Annotated in this window: 9 protein-coding genes; 8 read left to right on the top strand and 1 reads right to left on the bottom strand. The window is 37.3% G+C overall.

What is annotated here, in order from left to right; translation table 11 throughout:
- Positions 1 to 60 precede the first annotated feature (60 nt).
- Positions 61 to 2,895 carry a family 78 glycoside hydrolase catalytic domain gene (locus ACT29I_RS07135; protein ID WP_444793067.1) on the top strand — a complete coding sequence of 945 codons (2,835 nt, stop codon included), beginning with the start codon at positions 61 to 63 and terminating at the stop codon, positions 2,893 to 2,895.
- 221 nt (positions 2,896 to 3,116) lie between these two features.
- Here ACT29I_RS07135 and ACT29I_RS07130 read toward each other — a convergent pair whose 3' ends face one another.
- Complete coding sequence (locus ACT29I_RS07130) at positions 3,117 to 7,214, bottom strand: hybrid sensor histidine kinase/response regulator transcription factor (protein WP_444793066.1); 4,098 nt, start codon at positions 7,212 to 7,214, stop codon at positions 3,117 to 3,119.
- Positions 7,215 to 7,570: 356 nt separating this feature from the next.
- On the opposite strand from ACT29I_RS07130, the gene ACT29I_RS07125 reads away from it, so the two are divergent.
- From ACT29I_RS07125 to ACT29I_RS07095, 7 genes are all read left to right on the top strand, one after another.
- The gene (locus ACT29I_RS07125) at positions 7,571 to 10,825 is read left to right on the top strand and encodes a SusC/RagA family TonB-linked outer membrane protein (RefSeq protein WP_430934873.1); all 3,255 of its coding nucleotides are present in this window, start codon (positions 7,571 to 7,573) and stop codon (positions 10,823 to 10,825) included.
- A 17-nt stretch (positions 10,826 to 10,842) separates the two neighbouring features.
- Positions 10,843 to 12,666: a RagB/SusD family nutrient uptake outer membrane protein gene (locus tag ACT29I_RS07120; protein WP_430934874.1), complete on the top strand. Its 1,824-nt coding sequence runs from the start codon at positions 10,843 to 10,845 to the stop codon at positions 12,664 to 12,666.
- Between the two features lie 34 nt (positions 12,667 to 12,700).
- Positions 12,701 to 15,433 carry a SusC/RagA family TonB-linked outer membrane protein gene (locus ACT29I_RS07115; protein WP_430934875.1) on the top strand — a complete coding sequence of 911 codons (2,733 nt, stop codon included), beginning with the start codon at positions 12,701 to 12,703 and terminating at the stop codon, positions 15,431 to 15,433.
- 112 nt (positions 15,434 to 15,545) lie between these two features.
- Positions 15,546 to 17,252 carry a RagB/SusD family nutrient uptake outer membrane protein gene (locus ACT29I_RS07110; protein WP_430934876.1) on the top strand — a complete coding sequence of 569 codons (1,707 nt, stop codon included), beginning with the start codon at positions 15,546 to 15,548 and terminating at the stop codon, positions 17,250 to 17,252.
- A gap of 123 nt (positions 17,253 to 17,375) precedes the next feature.
- A complete protein-coding gene (locus ACT29I_RS07105; protein WP_444793065.1) occupies positions 17,376 to 20,291 on the top strand; it encodes a T9SS type A sorting domain-containing protein in 2,916 nt (971 codons plus the stop codon).
- Positions 20,292 to 20,390: 99 nt separating this feature from the next.
- Positions 20,391 to 22,955 carry a glycoside hydrolase gene (locus ACT29I_RS07100; RefSeq protein WP_444793064.1) on the top strand — a complete coding sequence of 855 codons (2,565 nt, stop codon included), beginning with the start codon at positions 20,391 to 20,393 and terminating at the stop codon, positions 22,953 to 22,955.
- A gap of 50 nt (positions 22,956 to 23,005) precedes the next feature.
- Positions 23,006 to 24,610, top strand: coding sequence for a glycoside hydrolase (locus ACT29I_RS07095; RefSeq protein WP_444793063.1), 1,605 nt, complete (start codon positions 23,006 to 23,008; stop codon positions 24,608 to 24,610).
- Positions 24,611 to 24,633 lie beyond the last annotated feature (23 nt).

The following is a 24,633-nucleotide window of genomic DNA, read 5'->3' as shown; positions in this document are numbered from 1 at the left end:
ATTGAGATGGCTCCTTTTTTGTTTTATACTATAAATAGTAAGAAATAAAAACAAATCGTGATGTTTAAAAATCAGTTGTTAACCTTAATTCTGTTGTTTCTCTCCAAACCCTTTTTTGCGCAACCATTAGAATTTAAATTACTAAGCTGCAATTCACAAACTAATCCAATGGCCATTGAGGGGCAACATCCACTTTTGTCATGGATAGTTAAAGCGGAGGGTTTTAATCGCTCACAAACGGCTTATCAGGTATTGGTGGCTTCTGAAATGGAATTGTTGAAAGATGAGAATGCCGATCTCTGGAATTCGGGTAAAGTAATTAGCTCACAATCTACTCATGTAAAATACAGAGGAGACAAATTATTGCCAACACAGAAATATTGGTGGAAAGTAAAAATTTGGGATGAAAAAGGTAATGCATCAGATTGGTCAGCAGCCAATAGTTTTGAAACTGGTTTAATGGAAGATGCTAATTGGGGCAATGCAAAATGGATAAGTTTAAGTAAAGACACCCGTTCCTCAGAATATCGTTTCCGTGATTACAAAACCGGAGGAATGAAAGAACCCATAAAACTAACAAGTCAAGCTGTGGGCTATTTCAGAAATGTAATTGATGCTGAAAAAGAAATTAAAAGTGCACGTGCTTATATATGTGGTTTAGGTTATTATGAGTTGTATATCAATGGAGAAAAAACAGGCGATCATGTATTGGATCCTGCCCCTTCAAATTACGACAAACAAGCGTATTATGTGACTTATGATGTTACCCAACAAATTAAAACGGGTAAAAATTCCATCGGTATCATTCTTGGGAATGGTTTTTATGGGCAAAATATTTCATGGAAAAGAGACCCTGAGTCGGAAAATGACCTTTCGTATGGTGCACCTGCGGCCCGATTGATAATTAAGGTTACTTATGAAGATAACTCCCAAGATGAGTTTTATTCTGACGAGCACTGGAAAAACTCCACAGGCCCCATTGTATTCGACAATGTTTACGGAGGTGATACTTACGATGCCCGTTTTGAAATTAACGGATGGAATACCCTTGATTTTAACGATAGAAAGTGGACGAAGGTAAAAACCATTTCTCCAAAACTAAACAAGGTTAGTGCCAATCAAATGCCGCCAATTCGTAAATTAAAAGAGTTAAAACCTCAAAGAGTATTCAAATCTGTAAAAGGCAATTGGATTGTGGATTTTGGACAAAACATTGCTGGTTGGGTTAAAATTAATGTGAAAGAGAAAAAAGGGCAGGTGATCAACATTACTCCGACCGAAGCTCTAACGCAATCAGGAGAAGATATTTACCCCGGCTCTACAGGTGGGGGAGCCAACGGTATGCCACAGTTGTATACATACATCTGCAAGGGTAAAGGACTTGAAAGCTGGGAGCCTAAATTTTCGTATCACGGTTTCCGTTATGCCGAAATAACCGGTGTGTCAACCAAGCCCGATGCCCAAATGATAAAAGCCGTTTTAGTGGCTACGGATGTTGAACAGCAAGGAAGTTTTTTGTGTTCGGATCCGTTATTGAATAAAATGGATACCATCAGTAAATGGACTATTGTTGATAATTTGCATGGAATACCGGAAGATTGTCCGCACCGCGAAAAATGTGGTTGGCTAGGCGATGCTCATGCTTTCTGTGAATATGCCTTATATAACTACGAGTTGGGTAATTTCTATAAAAAGTATATGGAAGATATCCGAACGCAAAGAAAAATAGTTGATGGTAATAATAAGTCAGGTGAAAAGTTCCGGGTACCTACGATGATTGCACCAGGAAAACGAACCTCTACCATCGCTAAATTGGATTGGGGTATCGCTGCGATATATTTGCCCTGGTACAACTACGTGTATTACGGCGATTCATCCATAGTAAAGGAGTATTACGAGGATATGAAAGAACTGACAAACTATTATCTAACCTTTAAAAATGAAAAAGGTATTATTGATAATGGTATGGGAGACTGGTGTCCTCCACGTTGGGATAGAAAAAGAAACCCATTGGCTATGGAGTGTCATCCGGTTGTCTCTGCTAATGCTTATTTTTACGATATTCTTGGTATCATGGAAGCTTTTGCTACCATGAACAAGGATGCAGCGTTTGAGGCTAAAATGAAAGAGGAGCAGGAGTCACTTTTTAAAGCCTTTAATGCTGAGTATTTACAATCCATTCCTATGGCTCCACACCTATGGTATGGAAGCCAGACAGCAACCGTGATGGCGTTACAGTTTGGAATGGTTCCCGATGAGAAAGTTGAAACGGTGGTAGATGGACTAGCTTATAATATTGTTGCTGTAAAAGGAGGTCATCATGCCACAGGTATCCATGGTAACCGATATATTTACACGGTTTTAAATAAATATGGTAAGGCCGGGTTGGCGCATAAAATATTAACCACACCTACTTTTCCAAGTCAAACGTATGTGATGAATTACGGATTCACCACCTGGCCCGAACGTCAATTTTTCTGGGAGGATATGGAAGGCTTGAGCAATTCGTTGAACCATCCGATGCATAGTGGGTTTGCTGCTTACTTCTTTGAATCATTAGGAGGAATAAAAACTGATTATAACACTGCAGGTTATAAGGAGTTTACCGTTAATCCTGTCTTTCAAAAGGAAATAACAGAAACCACAGTGAATGTACCAACTCCATATGGAAATATATTTAATAGTTGGCATATGACTCAAGAATCTTTTTCAATGGAATTAGAAGTGCCATTTAATACCAAGGCAAAATTGGTGTTAGCGGCGGAGGAATTGAAGTCATTAAAAGTTAATGATGAGGAATGGTTGAGATATCAACAAGAAAACAAAATTAAATTAGTCAATAACTCTATTGTTATATTGGGTTCAGGCACATACAAAATTAAGTATACAAAATAGACAAAGTTAATATAATTGTTAGCAGAACTATCAATCAGTTCTTTATTGGTTTAGCCGGGTAAAGGAAGAAATTTACCCGGTTTTTATATATTGATTGTTTCAGGGACTTTGATTAGTACATCCAATCATGCTTTCAATATCAAAGTCTAAAATACTATTTAAATAATAGCACAATGGTTATGACTTTCCGAGACAAGTTATTAGCACTACCTACTATTAGTTTAACTTGACCGTGTTTTCTTTTTGAAAGCAGAAGGAGTCTCTCCAACTTGCTTGACAAAATTTTCCCTAAAATGTCTGAGATCATTAAACCCTACTTGATAAGCGACTTCAGAGACAGTAATGTTTTTGTTGGCAAGTAAATTTGCTGCTTCTTTAATTTTTACCGATCGAATAAATTCATTAATCGATTTACCTGTTAACATTTTAATTTTCCGATATAGGGAAGAGCGACTAAAGTTCAAATCTTCTGCAAGTTCAAATACCGAAGAATCAGAATTTAAGTACTTTTTAAGAATCAATTGCTCTATTTCTTGTAGGAACTCATGTTCTAGTTGTTGCGCCTCATTTATTTCAATCTCTACATTTTCTGTTTTGTTTTCATTAAAATAGTTCAAAAGACTAATTCTGTTTTTTAGCAATGCAATCACTCTCGCTTCCAAAATTCTGAAATTAAAAGGTTTGGAAATATAGTCGTCAGCTCCTGTTGTTAACCCAATTAGTTCATCCTCAACAGTGCCTTTGGCAGTTAGTAAAATGATTGGAACGTGACTGGTAGTAGGACTGGTTTTTAGTGTTGTGCATACTTCGGTTCCCTGTATACCAGGCATCATAATATCTGATATTATAATGTCCGGAATAACTTCCTGAGCTATTTCTATTCCTTTTTCACCATTTTCAGCAATCTTCACCTCAAACTTGGATGAAAACTTGGATGCTAGCAAGGAAGAGATATCATGATTGTCTTCAATAATCAGCATGACCTGATTGTCTTCATTCCTAATCGGAGTTATCTCTCTTTCATCAATTAAGATGTCTGATTCAATTTCTTCAGAGGATTCGATAGGTTTAAGTTGACCAGGTTCAAAATGATTGTTTCCCTTTAAGAAAGTTAAAGTAAATTTAGATTCTTCTCCTGCAATTGTACTTACGCTAATCTTACCTCTGTGCAGCTCTACTAATGATTTTGTTAGAGAAAGACCAATTCCAGTACTAGTGGAATTATTTTCTGTTTTAAAATAGCGATCAAAAATATTAGGCAGGGCTTTTCTTGAAATTCCTGCTCCTGAATTTATTACTTCAATATTAATAACGTCGTTTCGATCTTCGGTGTTTACTTTTATTATGCCATGTTTAGGTGTATATTTAAATGCATTGGAAATAAGGTTATTCATAATCATGGATAGTTTATCAGGGTCAACATATAACATTGTACTATTAACCGACATAGATAGCTTTAAATCTATTGATTTGCTTTTGGCCATTTCTTTAAAGTTTGAAATATAAGTCGATAGCCATTCATTAATATTTAAATATTCAACCGAAATTTGTGGTGTGCCAGTTTCAACCCTTCTAAATTCAAGTAATTGATTAACTAATTCAAGCAGCCTGGTAGAATGAAAGCTGGCAGTTTTTATGAGTTCACTTACTTTTTTATTCCTTGTATTTTTTAAGGCTGTTTTTAAGTCCTCTACAGCACATTCAACCATAGTCAGAGGCGTGCGCAACTCATGAGAAATGTTTGTAAAAAACACTAACCTTTCTTGATGAATTCGTTGTTCCTCTTGTCTGATTTTTTGTTCATAATGAAGTTGATTTACGGTTTTTACCTGGTTGGTTCTAAATCGTGACACCAAAAGGGTTATGACTAACAGAGTAAATGCATATAAGATATATGCCCATATGGTTAGCCAGAATGGGGGTATCACTTCAATTTGAATGGATGCAATATCATCACTCCAGATACCATCAGTATTAGAGGCTTTCACTTTTAAAAAGTAGGTTCCGGCTGGAAGTTGTCGGTATGTGGCTGAATTATTTATTCCAGCCATATTCCATTCCTGATCATAACCTTCCAGTTTAAAACTATATTTGCATTTATTGGCAAAAGGATATTGAATCGCTTGGAATTCTATGGTGAAAACCGATTGTTTATGGTTTAAATGAATGATCGGATTGAATTCAATATTCTTATCTATGATGCCATTTCCAGGTAGAACGTGTTCATTAAATATTTTTAAGTTGGTAAAAACAACTTTTGGCTTGTTTTCTGAAGGTTGTATGTGTTGGGGGTTTAGGAAGTTAAGGCCGCTGGAACTGCCGAAATAAAAAATGCCAACCTTGGAATTGATACATGAACTATTCAGGAATTCACCCGGAAGTACTCCATTTTCTTTATTATAATTAATAAAACTATGATTAGATGGATCAAAACGAGAAATCCCGACATTGGTACTCAACCATAAATATCCCTTTGGGTCTTTCAGGATAGAAAGTACTGTGTTATTGGCTAAACCATCCCGGCTATCGAAATTCTCAAAATTACCGTTTTGTGTGTTCAAACATGACAAGCCACCATATTCGGTGCCAATCCAAATTTTAGCTGAATCTCCTTTCGCTAAGAAATTAATGTTATTAGAGGGTATACTATTATTTAATGATGTATTAACAGTAAAATACTTTTTTGTCTTGGTATTTAAATTGTAATATATAAGTCCATTGGCATGAGTACCAACCCATAAATCTCCCTTAGTGGGTTCGAGTATTGCTCTTACATCAATATAATCGAGTTCCGGGATGTTGATAAACGAATCAGTTTTAGAATCATAATAGCTTAGCCCGTTAAGGTTAGTACCAGCCCATATCTTTCCTGACGGACTTTGGTAAAGTATCCTGATATCTGCAGTATAAGATCCGGGATAAGGAGTGGGGATGTTTTGATAGATTTTTATTCGTCCGTTATCTGGGTTAATTCTATTGATACCACCCCTGTAGGTACCAAACCATAGCTCTCCTTTAGCATCTGTTAAAGCACAAAGTATTGCATTGTCGCTGAGTCCGTTTTTTTTGGATAATCTTTTAAAAATACCCTTTCGAGGATTCCAAATATCAATTCCGCCTCCATCTGTCCCTATCCAAATATTTCCATTATAATCTTCTGTAATTCCCCATACTTTGGGGTGTGAGATACTTTCCGGATGACCTGGATTATACGCTAAAGAATGAATTTTCTTATTGTAATTAGAGACGAGCTGTACTCCTCCGCTAAATGTTCCTAACCAAATATTACCATCACTATCTTTAAAAATTTTGTTAATACATCGGTTTGAAAGACTACCATTTTGATTATTAGGTGTGTATCGGATGCTTTTTGCTTGATCCGCATTAGATTCAATATCTGCAATAGAAACAATACTTAAGCCTTCTTCCCTTGTGCCTATCCATAAGTTGTTATTATCATCAACAAGAAGAGATAATACTTCACTTCTCGGAAGAAATTGGTTATTCCTTAATTGCGATTCAAAATGAACCGTTTCTCCGGTCGAGAGATTAATGTATATAATCCCCTGCTTTGTTCCAACCCAAATGTTATTATTATTATCAGGAAAGATGGTATAAATTAAAGTATGTTTAGTGTCTGCGATCTTTGTAACATTTAGTATTTTAGAATTGTCTTCGGTTAAGCTGATTTGAAATATTCCGTCTTGTTGTTTCCCTACAAAAAGGCAATTGTTCTTGTAGGCAATAGCTTCAAGTCCATCGTTAATAGCTGGGAATTTTTGTTTTTCTTGATGAAGATTCTTTATTACTGAATCATTGTGATTTAAATAAAATAGCCCATTGTTGCGTGATGAAATAAATATATTATTCTCGGGAGTGATTGTAAATTTATAGGTATTGTACATAAACAGGTTTTCGTTTGAAGTAGGTTCCTGTTGGAAATGTTTTAGTAGACCTGTTTTTGAGTCCAGTTTGTCTAGCCCACTTGAATATAAAATCCATGGATTACCGAAATGATCAAGATGCATATCGTTAAATGAGTTGTAAACCAGAGAATTGGGGTTTCGTGGAGTGTTTCTGAATATCCGGAAGTTTTTGCCATCGTACCTAAAAAGTCCGTCATCTGAGCTAAGCCATAAAAAACCAAGTGAATCTTGTTCTATATTATAAATGATACTGTTGGGTAAGTTTTCTTTTGCTGAGATCGTCTCAAAATAAATCGAATCAATATTAACATGATTTATATTTCCTTCGAGGGCCAATAATTTAACCGTCAAAGAAAAAAGCAAGATCATAACGATGTGTGCACTTTTGTTCATACAATATTAATGCTTGTTAATAACTACAATCAAAGTTAGGGGATAAATTGTTAATGCTTTTTTTTTTCTCCTTGATTATAGGTGGGTAATTGCTCAAACTTTAGTGGTTAATTGCTTTTTAGGTTTGTAAACCCGTTGGAATACAGGATGATGGCGGATGGCAGGTCGGGTTGAACATTTGAGCCATATTATGAGCTGTTATTTCTTCTTAAGTTTGAATTAATTAAAATTTTAAAAAAATGTAAACAATAATTAATTGCATAATCTATTAGATTAACTGCAAAAAATTAGTCAACGTGATAACGTTAGCTAATAGATTACAAAACTTAAATGATATATAATTAAACATTAAGCTTATGACTAATCAGATCAGAATTAGCAAGTTGTTTGGAAATCACCGCTCCATATGGTTTGTGGTGGTGTTTTTCCTTCTGTTTGACGCAGCTTCACTATTTGCATCTATTTCGTTTGAAGAAGAATCTAACTTTATTCAACAAGAGGAAGTAAAAATTCAGGGAACCATAGTAGACCAAACAGGAGCTCCAATTCCTGGAGTAAGTATAGTAATAAAAGGAACGAGCATCGGCACCATTACCGATATAGATGGTAATTTCTCTTTAAAAGCTTCAATTAACAGTAGCATTGTAGTTTCATTTATTGGTTTTGCAACGCAAGAAATTGTGGTGACGCCGCAAACGTCACAGCTTAATATAGTATTAAAAGAGGATATCGCCAAACTTGATGAAGTTGTGGTGGTGGGATATGGTACGCAGAAAAAAGAAACTGTAACTGGCTCATTGTCTTCGGTAAGTTCAGAAGAGCTTACAAAGCAACCAGTAAGTAGTGTAACGCAGGCTTTGGCAGGTAAATTGCCTGGATTAATTGCAAATCAATCCGGAGGACGACCAGGTAAAGATGGAGCCACCATTAAAATTAGGGGTATTGCTACCCTTGATGAGGGGGCAGGTTCAAGTCCCCTTGTTTTAATTGATGGAGTTGAGCGTCAGCAAAGTGAACTTAACTTTTTAGATCCCAACGAGATTGAAACCTTATCAATACTGAAAGATGCCTCTTCAACTGCCGTTTTTGGTGTAAGGGGAGCTAACGGGGTTATTCTTGTAACTACAAAACGAGGAAAAGAAGGGCCGGCGAAGGTAATGTACAAAACAACTATGGCTGTGATGATTCCTGATAGGAGCATCAAACTGGTTAATAGTTATCAGCAACAAGGCCTTTTGAACGAATATTCAGGATTTGCAGAGGATTCTGAAGATCCAATTGCACCATACCCCAAAAGTGTTCGGGATAGGTATAAAGCAGTAATTGATGGTAACCCTGTGGAACCGAGTGATCCATTCTTTTACCCAAGTACCAATTATGCCGATTTGATGCTTAAGGATTACGCGTTTCAAAAACAACATAATTTTACCATTAGAGGAGGTAGCGACAAGTTTAAATATTTTGCTTCGTTAGGTTACTTCGATCAGGATGGAATGTTTAAAAATATCAATCCTGATTTAGATAAATCAACCAATTATCAAAGGTATAACTATCGCACAAACCTGGATATTAAATTAACAAATACAACAACTGCAAAAGTTAATATTGGCGGTAGTTTTAACCAAAACATTTCATTAGGACAAGGAGGAAATGAGCCTGCACGAAGCTTTTATTGGAATTTAGTGGTGCACTCTTCACCTTGGGACGGCTATGTTCATGATGGCAAGCTGGTGATGCTTCAGGAAAATGCGAATAATGTAATGCTGAACAGTGATTTTCGGGGGTATAATCTAGAGTTGGAAAATACCAGCGACTATTCGTTTATTATAGATCAAAAGCTCGATTTTATTACAGAAGGGCTGTCTGCTAAAGCTACAGCCTCGTTTGTGAGTTACTTTAGTAATTATATTCGAAGAGAGAAGAATGATAAAAACCTCCCTTATTATTCGCCTTTTTTAAACAGCGATGGTACAGTAAGTTTTTACAGAGAGAAAGAAGATATTTTGCCGGCTAATAGTACATCTCAGGATAAAAGAAGAAAAGAATATTACGAGTTTACCTTGAATTACCAAAGAAGCATTAATGATATCCATAATGTGTCTTTAATGGGATTATTCAATGCTGATAAATCTTTTTATTATTTGAGCGAATTTAGTGATATTCCTCGTTCATATTTAGGTTTTTCGGGTAGGGCAACCTATAACTTCAAAAGCAGATATATGGCCGAGTTTAATATTGGTTATAATGGTTCAGAAAATTTTCTTGAAGGTAAAAGATTTGGTTTTTTTCCTGCTTATTCAGCCGGATGGACATTTACCGAGGAACCATGGTTAAAAAACCTGATAGGCGAAAATATTCTTACCTATGGTAAGTTTAGATTCTCTTATGGTACTGTTGGAAATGATAAAATGGGGGGGAATAGGTTTTTATATCTACCGGATACCTATACAATGGGTAACTCAAATTACTGGGGGCCACAATTTGGTCAGTTAGGCGCTTTGCAATACTATGCGCATGCCTTACCGGGAAGAACAGGTAATCCTAATGTAACCTGGGAAAAGTCAAAAAAAATCAATTATGGTGCAGACCTGTCTTTTGTTCAGGATTTGATATCTCTTAATATTGATTATTTCACAGAAGACCGTACCGACATTTTAATTGATCAACAAGTTGTGCCTATTTATCAGCAAACCGGTGCTTTAGCGTTAAACCTGGGGCAGGTTCATAACGAAGGGTATGAAATTGAATTAGGTTTTAATAAAAAGCTAAATAGCAATACAAGAATTTGGGCAAATGCCAACTATACACATACCAGAAACAAAATTATTGAAATTGATGAGCCGGAGGTAGATTTACCCTATAGGCAAAAAACAGGAACACGTGTTGGTGAAGCATGGGGGTATCAACAAGAAGATTTCTTTAAAACGGTAGAAGAAGCGGAAACGTATAAAGATGAATTATGGGCAACCTATAGCGAACTGAACCCGGGAGCAAGTAAAAATGATTATCAGGCGTACAAAATATTTGACGACGGTAGTGATGTGTCAGCGGGAGACCTTAAGTTTATTGACCGTAACAATGATGGTTTAATTACTACCGATGATGCCGGATATCTGGATATTCCAACATTCCCGGAAACCATGTTTGGGTTTGGAGCTGGTGTTACTCATAAAAAGCTTTCATTTTCATTTATGTTTCAGGGAGGTGCGGATTATGCAATTAATGTAAGAACGGATAACTCACCAACTTTAAGCAAAGGTACGGCACTGGATTTTGTAATGAACAGGTATACTCCGGAACGATATGCGGCTGGCGAAAAAATTGAATTTCCTCGTTTACTGGCCTCTAATGATAACTGGAAATATGTGGGCTCATATTGGATGAGAAATGCAAGTTACATAAGGTTAAAGAATACTGAGATAGCTTATACTTTTGATAAAACGGATAAATTCATTGAAAAACTAGGACTGGACAATGTTAGAGTTTTTGCCAATGGGTATAATTTGTTAACCATTAGTGATATTAAATATATAGATCCTGAAACTACAAACGGTGTGTTGAGATATCCGCGCAGTAGAGTTATAAATCTTGGAGTTCAAGTTCAATTTTAATTTATAAGTAATTAGACATGAAAAAATATATAATATATAGTTTTAAGTCCATTGCTTTTCTGGCATTAATGGTAACATTATTTGCCTCATGCGAAAAGGACTTTTTAGAAAAACCTGCTGGTAGTGATATCACCATCGATACAGTATTTACTACATCAACGAATGCACAACAGATTATAATGACCCTTTATCAGGATCGTTATTTTAGCCCTGATAATATTCCGGTTAACTGGTGGGATGACGCTGCATGGCTAAGTTGGTCATGTATGGGTGAGGATCTTTATTATCCTAAAGCACCCTGGGTAAGACACTGGCAATATGTCGATGGAACTATGAGCTCTAATAGTAATCAACTGTACAAATTACCACACTTGTTTTTTGCCGTACGTATGGCGAATGTGTATTTGCAAAAAGCGGCAAATATAACACCGGTTTCTGCAGACGACGAAAAATACATAAACTATATGCGGGGTGAGGCACATGCCAACCTGGCCTATCAATATTTTAAAGGATTTAGAATATGGGGTAGTTTACCCTGGATTAACAGAGTATTGGTAGGTGGAGAAGATCCTATTCCAAGGGCACCATTTAATGAGCTGGTGGACAGTATAGTTTCTCGTTTAGATATTGCAGCATCCATGCTGCCCGAGAAATGGGAGGATAGATGGGAAGGAAGATTTACCAGTGTTGCAGCAAAAGCCCTAAAAGCAAAAGTATTGGTTTATGCGGCAAGTGACCTGTACAATGGTCCTACGCCATCATATGCTGCCGGTTATGAGCATTCGGAAGTATTGGGGTATGGAAGTTATGACCAACAACGCTGGAAGCGTGCTGCCGATGCCTGTAAAGAGGCCATTGATGCAGCACATGCTGCTGGTCATCAGTTGTATACTGGCGGGGGAGAAGAAAAGAATGTTTATGAGTTGGCCATTAATAAAACAGACGAACATATTTTATGGCAAAGATTATCCAATGGATCTATTGTAAACTGGGCATATGCACATAATATGATGAACTATCCTTATGGAATTGCCTACTCTAATAGAGCTGATTTGGCCATGCAGCCAACATTTCAGCACGTAGATGCATACCAAATGAGTAATGGGAAATTTCCGATTGAAGGCTATGAAGGTGGAGATGGTACCAAACCTATTATTTCTCAAGCAGGTATTGATGCGGGCTACAGCGATCAGGATTTTGCTAAAAACAGAGATCCCCGTTTCCATCAGAATATTGTCTATCATGGCTCTACATTTGGTGAGTCCTACAATGACAAACTAATAAATTTCGATCTTGATAAATCAGTTCCGGATAGAACACATGGTGATTGGGCTAACTTTATATCTGGTTTTATGGTGCGTAAATTTGTTAACGAAGCGATCGGAGAGTCTGAATCGGTAACTTATACGCCTATACATCCTATTATTCGGTTGGCAGATATTTACTTGTTATATGCCGAGGCACTTAATAGATTTAATAACGGGCCAGATGCCGAAGCTATAAATTATCTGAATCAAATTCGATCTCGCTCGGGCATGCCTGATTATGCTGCCGAGAACTATAAGGGATCTGCTGCAGAGGAACAATTCCAAAATGCCATTAAGTACGAAAGAAGAGTGGAGTTTTACCTGGAAGGACAACGTTATTTCGATTTAAGAAGATGGAAAAATGGTGAAGATCTTCAATTGACTATGGTGGGGCAGGCAGTTAACAATGGTGTAGTTTCAAGAACATATTTAAATTGGACCAATTCTTGGGATGACAAACTTTATTTTCACCCCTTCCATGCAAAAACATGGGTAAACACTACCCCTGGGCTATACCAAAATCCGGCTTACTAATCCATTTAATTCAGGAATTAATACGTTAATAATTATGAAAAAATATATTAGATCATATATATTCCTTGTTGTTTGTTGTGCCATTGCAACTCAAGGGTGGTCACAGTCCGACACGATACAAAATAATAAGGAGGTAATTTCAAACGGCAAAATAAGTATTGCCTATGGGGAACAGGAAAAAAATAATGTGTCTTCTTCAATATCTGCGGTTTCTGGAGAAGAACTCGAAAAAGGATCTGTATCCAATTTCGGTAACGCATTGATGGGTAAGCTTCCCGGGTTATTTGTTATGCAAGGCGGTGGAGAGCCAGGTAACAATTCTCCTACATTAAGAATAAGAGGAGCTGGTCATGCACCATTAATAATGATAGATGGGTTTGAGAGGGATATGACTTACATTGCCCCGGAAGAAATTGAATCTGTTTCTGTATTAAAAGATGCTTCAGCCCTGGCCCTATATGGTATGAAAGGAGCTAATGGAGCTATACTGATTACTACCAAAAGGGGTGAGATTCAAAGACGTAAACTTAGTGTTAGTATTCAGTCTGGTATACAAACTCCCCAAAGCACAATGGGAGTATTGAATGCTACCCAATACATGACTATGTATAATCAGGCTGCATTAAACGATGGTTTACCTGCTAAATACTCGACAGCTGATATAGCCGCTGCAGGCACTTCACCGTTATATCCGAATGTTAATTGGAAAGATTTGGTAATTAAAGATTTTACCAATATTACAAGAGCAAATATCGGATTAACAGGAGGATCAGAATACATTAAGTATTTTTTTAACGTTGGTGGTTTATACAACAATGGTATATATAAACCCGAAAATCCTGAAATGAACGCTAATGTTAGTCTAATGCGTTTAAATATAAGGTCGAACATTGATGTGCAGGTTACAAATAACACGGTGTTCTCATTGGATTTGGCCGGAAGTGTTGACAAGAATATACATCCGGCAGATAATGCATCCAAGCTTTGGAGTTCGATATTGACTTTACCTCCAAATGAATTTAATGCGGTGAACCCTGATGGCAGTTATGGAGGTTCATACTTGTCGTACAACAACCCTTTAGGAATGTTGGAGTATACCGGAGATAGCAATTCATTGAGTCGCATATTCAATGCGAGCTTTAAATTGCAACAAGACCTGGGAATGATTACTGAAGGACTTTCTGTAGGTTTAGGTTATGCGCTTGATAATGGTTCAACAAACGGAGATGGAACCTGGAGACATTTTAGAGTAAGACAGGTAACCGGTCAAGTAGGTGATGAGTATACCTATGAATCGTATAGAGAAAACTATCCTTTTAGCAAATGGAGTAATGCCGAAAGTAACAGGTTTATTATTTATACAGGTGATATTGCCTACGATATGCCTGAGAAGAATGGAAACAAGCTAAATGTTTTATTACGTTACCAAGGCGACCAGCAATATAGAACCAACAACGACTTATCGCCCTATTTGACTAATAATTATGCCGGTAGAATTAATTATTCAAAAGACAACAAGTACCTATTAGAACTTGCCGCGAGTTACTTTGGATCTGACCAATATGCTGAAGGGAAACAATATGGATTTTTTCCTTCTGCATCGGCAGGATGGGTGTTTACCAATGAAGACTTTGCAGAAAACAGTGCCCTTTTTACTTATGGTAAAATAAAAGCTTCATATGGTATTACCGGATATAACAGGGCTGTAAATGGCAGATACCCTTATGCTCAGTTTTATACCAACAATGGCGGCTTCCCATTTGGTACAGACTGGGCATGGTTTGGTGGAACACAGCCTGGTGTGCTAGCAAATGAAGATGTTCAATGGGAAATATCCAATAAGATGAACATTGGTTTGGAGTTGGAGATGTTTAATAAATTATCTGTGGAAGCAGATTATTATCAAAACAAAAGGACCAATGTACTTTATGTAGATTATACTATTCCATCAATATCAGGAGCTACCCTACCCTATGAAAATATAGGAGAACTAACTGATACAGGTGTTGATGTAAATATTGGATATACCGAAAATAGCAAGGTGTTGAAATGGTATGCAGATTTAGTATTCTCTTATTATGATAATTCCGTTGATGAGATGGGAGAGTCCCTTAATACAGGCGATTTGGCACATCTGAATAAAACGGGCAATTCAGCTACTTCAATTTACGGTTATAAAACTGTCGGTTATTATGAGAGTGGTGCCGATATACAATCATCCCCAACACAAACCTTCGGTACACCAAGAGTGGGTGACTTGAAATATAAAGATATGAATAACGATGATATCATCGATTCAAGGGATATGACCGTTATTGGAGATTACATGGCCAATATTGATCTTGGGCTTAGACTAGGAGCTTCGTATAAAAATTTCGATATAGAAGCCATGTTGCAGGGGCAGTTCAATCGCGATATTAATTTAAACGGAAATGAATTAGCAGAGCCCTTTATCCATGGTAATGCGGTAAACGAAATTGCTGAAGAAGAAGGATTCCCGGCTTTAACCTTGTCAAATATGAACAATTACCAAAGTTCATCATATTGGGTTAGAAAAGGGGACTTCGTTAAGCTTAGAAACATTGAACTGGGGTATTCGCTAGGAACAAATGTACTGTCTGACCTTAACATGAAGAAAGTAAGATTTTTTGTAAGGGGGGTTAATGTTCTTACAATGAGCAAGTGGAAATATACCGATCCCGAATATACTTCTATAGGATATCCACCTATGAAATCTTATTTGCTAGGTGTTAATATAGATTTTTAGACTTCAAGCGGTTAAAAATTATTAAGATATGAAACCAGCCACGGAATGTTATCTAACTAAGAATAATTATAGGCGGTTTCCATTGAATACCAAAAACTTAAAATATAATGAGATGAAAATTCATATAAAAATATTATCAGTAATAATTCTTGCAGCATTTACTTTTTCCGCATGTCAGGACCTTGAAATGCTTGAAGACACAGGTATTAGTGATGAATTACAATGGGATAATCCTTCGTATGTTACCAGATATGTTACTAACGTTATTAGTAATATGCCCACAGGGTATAATAATCTTGAGTTTGGTTGGGCACTATATGCCAATGCCACCGATGAAGCGGAAAATTCAAATCCAAGGCATGCCGTGCAAAATATGAATACAGGTAACTGGAATTCTACTACAGGTTTTATTGATAATATCTGGAATAGACATTATCAAAACATTTATAAGATAAATCATTTTCTTGAAAGAACTGAGCCCATTACTTATGAGAGCTACGCTCCAAGTAAAAGATCATTATATATGAAAGAACTTGAGGGTTACAAAGTTGAAATGCGTTTTTTAAGAGCTTTGTTTTATTACGAGTTGATTAAACATTATGGAGGTGTAGTCCTGGTTGGAGATGCGGCTGTTGATAGCCTTGAGGATGTGCGAAACGATGCCTTCAAAGCAGGCAGGTCTACCTTTAAAAATTGTGCAGAATATATCATAAGCGAATGTGACTATATTATCGATAATGAATTGCTTCCGTTGCTCGATGAAGGTGCTGATCAGGGGAGACCCAATGGAACTGCTGCAAAGGCGTTGAAATGTAAAACACAATTGTTGCTTGCCAGTCCGGTGTATAATACAGCAATAACAGAAGGTTCTGCGGAACAAATGGAATATTGGAAGGCAGTTGCAGCAACGGCCGAAGATATTGCATTTGACAGGGTATTTACATTTGGACCATACGATGTATTTGATGGTACAAGCCCAGAGGTGATACTTGGTTATCGTCATGCAAATTCAGGTAACTTTGAAATCAGAAATTATCCGATAGGCAGCGAAAGAAAGACACCTGAATTTTCGGGAGCAACCAACCCGTCGCAAAACCTGGTGGATGCATATCGCATGAAAAATGGCATGAGCATAGATGAGCCAGGTTCTGGGTATGATCCTTCAAATCCGTATGCAAACAGAGATGACCGTTTAGCACAAACTATTCTATACAACGGCAGCGGTTGGAATGAACGTAATGTTGAACCGCGAACTGTTGACATATATAGAGGTGGAAGGGATGGTATGGATCGCCCATATGGAACAAGAACCGGATATTATCTGAAAAAGTTTGTAGATACAGGTTTGGATTTAAGGCAACAGCAAGGTTCAAACAAAGAGTGGCCTATATTTAGATTTGCTGATATTGTGCTCATTTGGGCAGAGGCCGTGAATGAAGTGTGGGGACCAACCGATCGAGGAGATTCGTACCTTACTGCAACAACAATTCTTAACCAAACCATTGTTCGACATGGTGGATTGGATGAATTGCCGCTAACCGGTATAAATAAAGAAGAATTAAGAGAGCGTATTCGCGAAGAAAGATTTTTAGAACTGGCTTTTGAAGGACAACGTGCCTGGGATTTAAGACGCTGGGGTATTGCAAAAGATGTATTAGGTGCTGCTCTGTACAAAATGGAGGTAACAATGAACACTGATGGTTCATTCAATTATTCAAAGCAAAAGTTGGAAGACCGTTATTTTGAGGAAAGAATGAATTTATACCCGATTCCACAAAGGGATGTAAACAATGGTTTGGAACAAAACCCGGGATGGTAAGAGTTAAGTGTATAAACATTAAAAGCTAAAATCATGAAACGAGCCATGTGAAATACTACTTATACAAGAGTATGACTAAGGTGGCGAGTTCCATGTGGCCATTGAAAAATTAAATTTAGACACATGAAATATTTAGTTAGCATATTAATAATAACCTGCTCCATGACAATGGGGTGGGCTCAGCAAGCTTTTGAGCCGAAAGTTGATGGTACAAAGTATTATATTCAAGTTTACGATGGCGAAACCAACGAAAAGATATTGTATCAGAATGCAGCACACCCAAGCTGGCAAACTAAAATTCAGTTAGCAGACTTCTTTGACGGGTCTTTAAGCCAATTATGGACTTTTAAAGCAACAGCAATGTATCCGGGTTACTATAGCGTATTTAACCATGATGAAAATTTAACTGAGGCTCACCATTTGATGTCGTGGAACTGGAATGCTTATTTAGGGGCTAACCGGGATCCTGCTGATTCTCCTGAAATGCAGTACCGCTTTATAGAAGTAGCCGATGGTTGGTATAAATTTGAAACCATAGAAAAGGAAGATGGACTTAACGGTATAGCCTATACACCGGGTGCGGATGCATTAAATCTGAAGGCGGAAGGTTTTGTTTCGTTTAGTGACGTTAAAAGTGCAGATGTTACTCCACAAAATATGATCAATAATGTCTTTCGCTTCGTAGAATTTGACCCATTAACAGCATATGATAATTCTCTGGAAATCGGTGAAAACTTGTATAAAACCTACCCCAATGCTCCGGAGACAGCACGTTACGATTTCTTCTATGCACTTGAGAAAGGGCGGGAAGCAAGAGTATTTGCCACAGAATCGGAAATATTGGCCTCTCAGGATATGATCTACGAAGCCATTGCCAAATTTACCAGGGTGGTTGAGTTTGATACCATGTTGACTGATGCTTTGACCTTTATTAATGCATCAGATGCAGATAGTGACGTAAAAACCTCATTCACGGCTTTAGTAAATAATGCGGATGAAGCATTTAACGCGGGGAGTTTAAGTTCAGAAGATATTGAAGTTATTACACTAGATATTGCAGCTGCAAAAGAATTGGTGGAGGCCATTATAGCTGCACAAACATTCGGTACATCATTAACTGGCCTTGATAGCAGGTTACGCAGCGGAGTGGCTAACGCTGTTAGTAGCGCAAAAGCTATTTTGATTTCCGCACAGGGCAATGCTGATGCATATAACGCTGCAATACTGCATCTTGAAAAAATGGAGGATACCATACTTGAAATAAATACTGCTACTGAACTACTTGAGGGAACACAAGAGTTTGAAGAAGCAAAAGAAATTTTAAGTACAGCCATTGAAGCAGCCATTGTGGCAATAAATACGGTTGATGTTACTTCCGAAGAGTTAGATGCAAGTATTGCAGCTATGCAAGAGGCTATTAAAACTTTCCAAAAAGCATTGGAAGCAGGAGATACGTTGGTTGAATTGCTAAACGCAGGTTTTGAAAGTGACCTTGCCGACTGGGTTGTTGATTCGCCGACCCCAAGTGCAGCATACCCTGAAAATAAAGGTGTTGATGGTTCAAGAAGTATTACTTGTTGGAAAGGTTCTGAATATCAAATGAGAGTATATCAATCCATTAGTGGGATACCTAATGGTACTTATACAGTAAGTTGTTTTGCAACGGTGAGGACAACGGATGATTTTTCGTTGTTTGCGGCAAGTGATGCAAATTATCAGGTACTTCCATTAGTAAACAATGGTACTCTTACCCAAAGAACAGTTGAAATTGAAGTTACCAACGGAATGCTTGAGTTTGGCTTAAAAGGTAGTGGATCTGATAATATGGTGCCAGCAGGAAGTTGGGTTGTTTTTGATGCTTTTGAAGTTAAATGGGCGTCGCAAACTAAAGTTACCAATGGTGATTTTGAAAACGATTTGACGGATTGGTCGGTAGAAGGAGACGTAAGTCGGGCTTACCCAGAAAATAAGGGTGTTGATGGATCTAGAAGCATTACCTGTTATGGAGGTGCCGATTATGCCATCTCAGTTTCAAAAACATTATCCGGATTGGAAAATGGTACCTATGCGGTGAGTGCAATGGCAAAAACCAATGTGGATAATGCCTTTGTGGTTTCTGGTGAAAGTGCAGGTGTTGAGTCAATGGTGCCTGTAACAGGCAATCAGCTAATGAAGTTTAAGACTGTTGTAACGGTTACCGATGGTACACTTACTGTTGGTGTTCATGGAGCTGGAGAGAACAATGCTGTACCGGCAGGTAACTGGGTTGTATTTGATAATGTAGAGGTGGTTAGGATGCCGAATATACCTGTTGTAAATGCAGGCTTTAATGCAGATCTAACGGATTGGTTGGTGGATTCTCCGACTCCTGAAGCAGCCTACGCTCAAAATCGGGGAATAGATGGTTCTCGCAGTATTACCTGGTGGAGAGGTTCCGACTATCAGATGATGGTTTACCAATCGATTAACAATATCTCAAATGGTACTTATAAAATAAGTTGCGTTTATAGAAATAGTAGTGAAGGTGCGATTGGTTTGTTTGCAGAAAGTGGGGCTAATATCGTTGACTTGCCTTTGCCCTTGTATAATAACGGCGAACAAGATTTAACAAAAAGTGAAATCGAAATAACAGTTTCCGATGGTACTTTAAGTTTTGGTATTAGAGGTCAAGGGGATAATAATGGAGTGCCGGCAGGTCAGTGGATAGTATATGATGAGTTTCAGGTTTTACTTAAAACCATAACCCCTGTTTACGAAGAAGCAATTCCTCAAAACCAGGAAGTCATTCCTGAAATAATAGAGCGTGCTATTCCTGAAAGTGAACCTAAAATCATCTATTCGCAAGGTGGCCAGTCCTTAAATATCCAATCTTCGGATGTTATTGTTAAATATGCTGTCTTTAGCCTAACAGGATCGATGGTTGATACTCAACAAACAAGTAGAAATTCCGTGTCTATTCCTTTGAATAGAGGCATCTACATTGTTCGGATTACAACTGAAAACGGTGTTGTTGATACTAAAAAGATGACCATTTATTAGTCATTCCCATCATACTATTGAGGAGAAGGTGTTTGTTGCAACATCTTCTCCTTAATCCATACATATCAATTATTTCGTCTGGTTATTAGACTTTTCAGTATGCGTTTATTATTAAAAATATTAATAACGGTTATCTACCTATCTCTTATTGAGAGAAATATAGTGGCTCAGGATTATTATACGCCTATAGCAAGCTATAGTTTTGATAACGATTCTGCTGTAGACGAAATGGTTAATTCTGTTATTAATCTTTATAATCAGGCATCTTTATACAACGATTCTCAAAGAGGTTCGGTATTGCGGTTTTCTGCTGAATCAAAGAGTTATGCGGTATTTAATAAAAAGCTTCTGGATTCAGATTCGTGTAGTATTTCCTTTTTCTTTTACTGGGAAAGTAACAACGCCAGTTCCTGGCATCAATTGTTTGAACTTCATGATCCGGATACGAATAACAATTTATTTTTCACCCCTCAAAACGGTTGGGGTAATAATATGAGCTCAGTAATTAGTGATAATAAAGAATATAGTAATTATGAAGCACTTAACGCCCGACCTATTGTTAAAAATACCTGGTTGCATGTGGCGATAACATTTGCTGATAAATTGGCAACCATATATGTTGACGGTGAGGAAGTTTCTCGAGGTTATATCATGTTTACACCAAAATCGGTTCAAACAAATTCATTGTATTTGGGTGGTAATCCTAATCGTTCGAACAATTATTATATGTCGGCAAGGTTAGATGATATTAAAATATTCAACAAATCTCTTAGTGCCAATCAAATCCAGGCCTTAGCTCGTGAAACCCAAATACCGGCACCGGAAAATAATAAAACACGTTGGGAAACAGCAGGTAATCCCATACAAATAGAAATTGATATTACCGATAAAAAACAAACTATTCAGAATTTTGGTTCTTCTGATGGATGGAATGCTGAGAGAATAGGGAAATATTGGCCGGAAACCAAAAAAGAGAAGTTAGCAGAGTTACTATTTAGTTCAGAAAAAGATGCGCATGGAAATCCTAAAGGATTAGGACTGTCTGCATGGCGTTTCAATATAGGAGCCGGGACTGCAGAACAAGAAGAGGCAAGCCGGATCACCCAGGAATGGAGAAGGACCGAATGTTTTCTCAATGCTGACGGAAAAAATTACAACTGGAATAAACAAGCTGGCCAGCAATGGTTTTTAAAACAAGCAGCGGTCAATTATAATATAAATCACATCATTGGCTGGCAAAATAGTCCACCGGTCCTTTATACTGATAATAATCTCGGTTTTAGAGAATATGGGGCAGCAATGTCAACCATATTAAAACAAGAATACTTCGACGATTTTGCACGTTTTCTTGCAGAGGTATCCAAACATTTTAAAAATGAAGGAATTAAGATTGATTATATAAGTCCATTAAATGAGCCTCAATATGCTTGGGCGCCTTCGGAAGTCGGAGGAAACGTTAGTCAAGAAGGTACCCCATGGACCAATCAGGAAATACATGATGTTGTAGTTGCTATTGATAATGAGTTTACCAAGCAAAATATCGATACAAAATTGTTTATTTCAGAAGCTGGCTCAATCAGTTATCATACAGGAGGTACAGGTCATGCCAGTAACCAGTTGGACAATTTTTGGAATCAGAATTCCACCCTCTCATTGGTAGGAACACCTTCGTTTTCTAATATAGTTTCCTATCATAGTTACTGGAAAGATTTTGGATCTGCTTTAGTAAGTGAACGGAAGACTTTTCTGGATCAAAGCCTTCAGTTGGATCCCGTTCCCATGGCATGGCAAACTGAATATTCTCTGTTAGGTGGAGGTTATAGAGACGGCTATGCCGATGGATACGTGCTAACAGAAATGGAATGTGCTTTATCGCTTTCGAAAGTTCTTATGGCCGACTTAAATGTTGCTAATACAACTGGTTGGCAATGGTGGAGTACATTCGGTCAAGGAAAACATGGGGGTGAATCAAGGTTTGCCCTAATTGAAGCACTAACCAAGAATGATAATTCTGATGGCGATTATCATCTCAATAAACTTTTTTACACGTTGGGTAACTTTTCTCATTTCATTCGTCCTGGAATGAAGCGGGTAAGCTATACGCGTTCTGATAATTTGACAATCTCAGAAGAAACCTCTGATATTATTTATTCAGTTTATACCGATGACAATGAAAAAAAGTTGGTACTAGTTGGGGCCAACTATACCAACGAAGCAATAGAATCAAAGATTTTATTGAAAGGTGTTGGAGATAAAAGGCTGCAAAACGCTCAATTATATTTAACAGATGAGTTTGTTAATTTATCTAAACAAGAATTTGATTTTTCATCCAATAACCTGATTGTTCCTGCTCATTCAGTAATTACTTATACAGCGGATATTTCATCTAATATCTCTGCAAACTCGTTTTTGAAAGTCCCGGAGTTTAAAGCTTATTATAATAAGATTAATAATGATATAATAGTTAGGTTCAAAGAGAATTCATCATTGAAGGAAATACGTCTATATAATACAACTGGAAATTTATTAAGTGTAAATCCCATTAGTAAAGGACTAAGAGAGATGACTATTCGTTCTTCTCATTTGGTGCAAGGAGTTTACCTGTTGGCAGGTATAGACGGCGTTAATGTTAGTACAACAAAGGTTATGGTTTCGAGCCATTGAATATGAACAAAATCAAGCAATTTTGACAATAGTAATATTAATCAAAGCAAATGAAAAACATACTATACATACTGATTATCTTTTGGGCACTTCCATCTTTTTCCCAGAACCATTCAGAGGTGAAAGTTGAGATAGACTTTGAAAAAACCCATCAGAAAATTAAATGCTTTGGTGCATCGGATTCCTGGAGATGTCAGTTTGTTGGTGAACACTGGCCAATTGAAACACGGAAAAAGATTGCAGAATTACTTTTTAGCCTTGAAATGGATAAGGATGGAAACCCCTTAGGTATAGGGCTTTCAAATTGGCGTTTTTATTTGGGGGCGGGTTCTGCTGAACAAGGGGATCAGTCAGATATACGTAACGTGTGGCGCAGGTCCGAATGTTTCTTGGATGCCAATGGCCATTATGATTGGACCAAGTACAAAGGACAGCGATGGTTTTTAAATGCAGCCAAAGAAAATGGAGTCCCTGTATTTACAGCCTACACCATTTCACCTCCGGTTTTTTATACCAAAAATGGATTAGCACATGCTACCAAGGGTGATTTAGGATTTAATTTAAAACCAGAATACTATAAGGCTTATTCCAAGTATCTGGTTGACGTTATCGAACATTTTGAAAAAAGGGAAAATATATATTTTGATTTTTTAAGTCCATTTAATGAGCCTCAATGGGCATGGGACAAAAGCAATCAGGAAGGTACTCCAGCAACCAATACTGAGCTTTTTAATTATGTAAAAGTTCTATCCGTGGAGATGGCCTCAAGAGGTGTAAAAACAAAGTTGCTTGTAGGTGAGGCTGGAGATGTTGGTTATTTGTATCAGAAAAAAGGTAAAAATAATAATGGCGATCAAATAAACGCATTTTATAATCCAGCGTCAGATTTATACATCGGAGATTTTGAAAACCTGGAGTATGCCATTACTTCACATTCCTACTTTACAACCTGGCCGTTAGATCAGCAAATATTATATCGTCAGAAATTGGCTGCCAGAATTAAAGAGATCAACCCAAAAATCGATTATCATCAAACAGAATTCTGTATCCTCGAAAAGAATTCCGAAATAAAAGGAGGTTGGGGTCGCGATACAGGAATGGCAACCGCATTGTATGTGGCCCGCGTGATTCATTCTGATTTGACGATTGCCAATGCAAGATCCTGGGAGTGGTGGACCGCATTGTCTCAATTCAACTTTAAAGATGGTTTAATTCATCTTGATGATGGTTTAGGGAATGGAGTAGAAAGTGATACATCTAAGCTTAATCATCAATTGATGTTCAATGGAAATATTTCCGAAACCAAATTATTATGGGCATTCGGAAATTATTCACGCTTTGTTCGGCCAGGGATGACACGTATTGATGTGGAATTAGAGAGTGACTTAAGTTTACTGGATCAAGCAACGGATCTACAAGTTTCTGCATTTAAGGATGCTTCAAAAGCAAAAGTTGTGTTGGTATTCATTAATCATAAAGAGGAAGATAGGCTGGTTAAGTTGGATGGAATTAAGTGGAAGGATGCATCTATTTATATTACAGATAAGGAAAGAAATCTGGATAAAAAGAAAGTGAGGAACAAAGAGTTGTTGCTGCCTAAACGATCTGTGTCAACTTTAGTCATTGCCAATGAACGGATATTAAAACAGAATTAATAATAAACATAAGGAAGAGAAGA

It is taken from the genome of Saccharicrinis sp. GN24d3, assembly GCF_052400645.1.
In the GTDB taxonomy this organism is placed as follows: Bacteria; Bacteroidota; Bacteroidia; order Bacteroidales; family Marinilabiliaceae; genus Saccharicrinis.
The sequence above is the reverse complement of the archived record's forward strand: the minus strand, read 5'-3'. Positions and strand labels throughout refer to the sequence as shown.

Bases quoted from the DNA above. Each gene is read 5' to 3' on its own strand.
- ACT29I_RS07110 (WP_430934876.1), top strand. From the start codon at position 15,546: ATGAAAATTCATATAAAAATATTATCAGTAATAATTCTTGCAGCATTT.
- ACT29I_RS07105 (WP_444793065.1), top strand. From the start codon at position 17,376: ATGAAATATTTAGTTAGCATATTAATAATAACCTGCTCCATGACAATG.
- ACT29I_RS07125 (WP_430934873.1), top strand. From the start codon at position 7,571: ATGACTAATCAGATCAGAATTAGCAAGTTGTTTGGAAATCACCGCTCC.
- ACT29I_RS07095 (WP_444793063.1), top strand. From the start codon at position 23,006: ATGAAAAACATACTATACATACTGATTATCTTTTGGGCACTTCCATCT.
- ACT29I_RS07120 (WP_430934874.1), top strand. From the start codon at position 10,843: ATGAAAAAATATATAATATATAGTTTTAAGTCCATTGCTTTTCTGGCA.
- ACT29I_RS07115 (WP_430934875.1), top strand. From the start codon at position 12,701: ATGAAAAAATATATTAGATCATATATATTCCTTGTTGTTTGTTGTGCC.
- ACT29I_RS07135 (WP_444793067.1), top strand. From the start codon at position 61: ATGTTTAAAAATCAGTTGTTAACCTTAATTCTGTTGTTTCTCTCCAAA.
- ACT29I_RS07130 (WP_444793066.1), bottom strand. From the start codon at position 7,214: ATGAACAAAAGTGCACACATCGTTATGATCTTGCTTTTTTCTTTGACG.
- ACT29I_RS07100 (WP_444793064.1), top strand. From the start codon at position 20,391: ATGCGTTTATTATTAAAAATATTAATAACGGTTATCTACCTATCTCTT.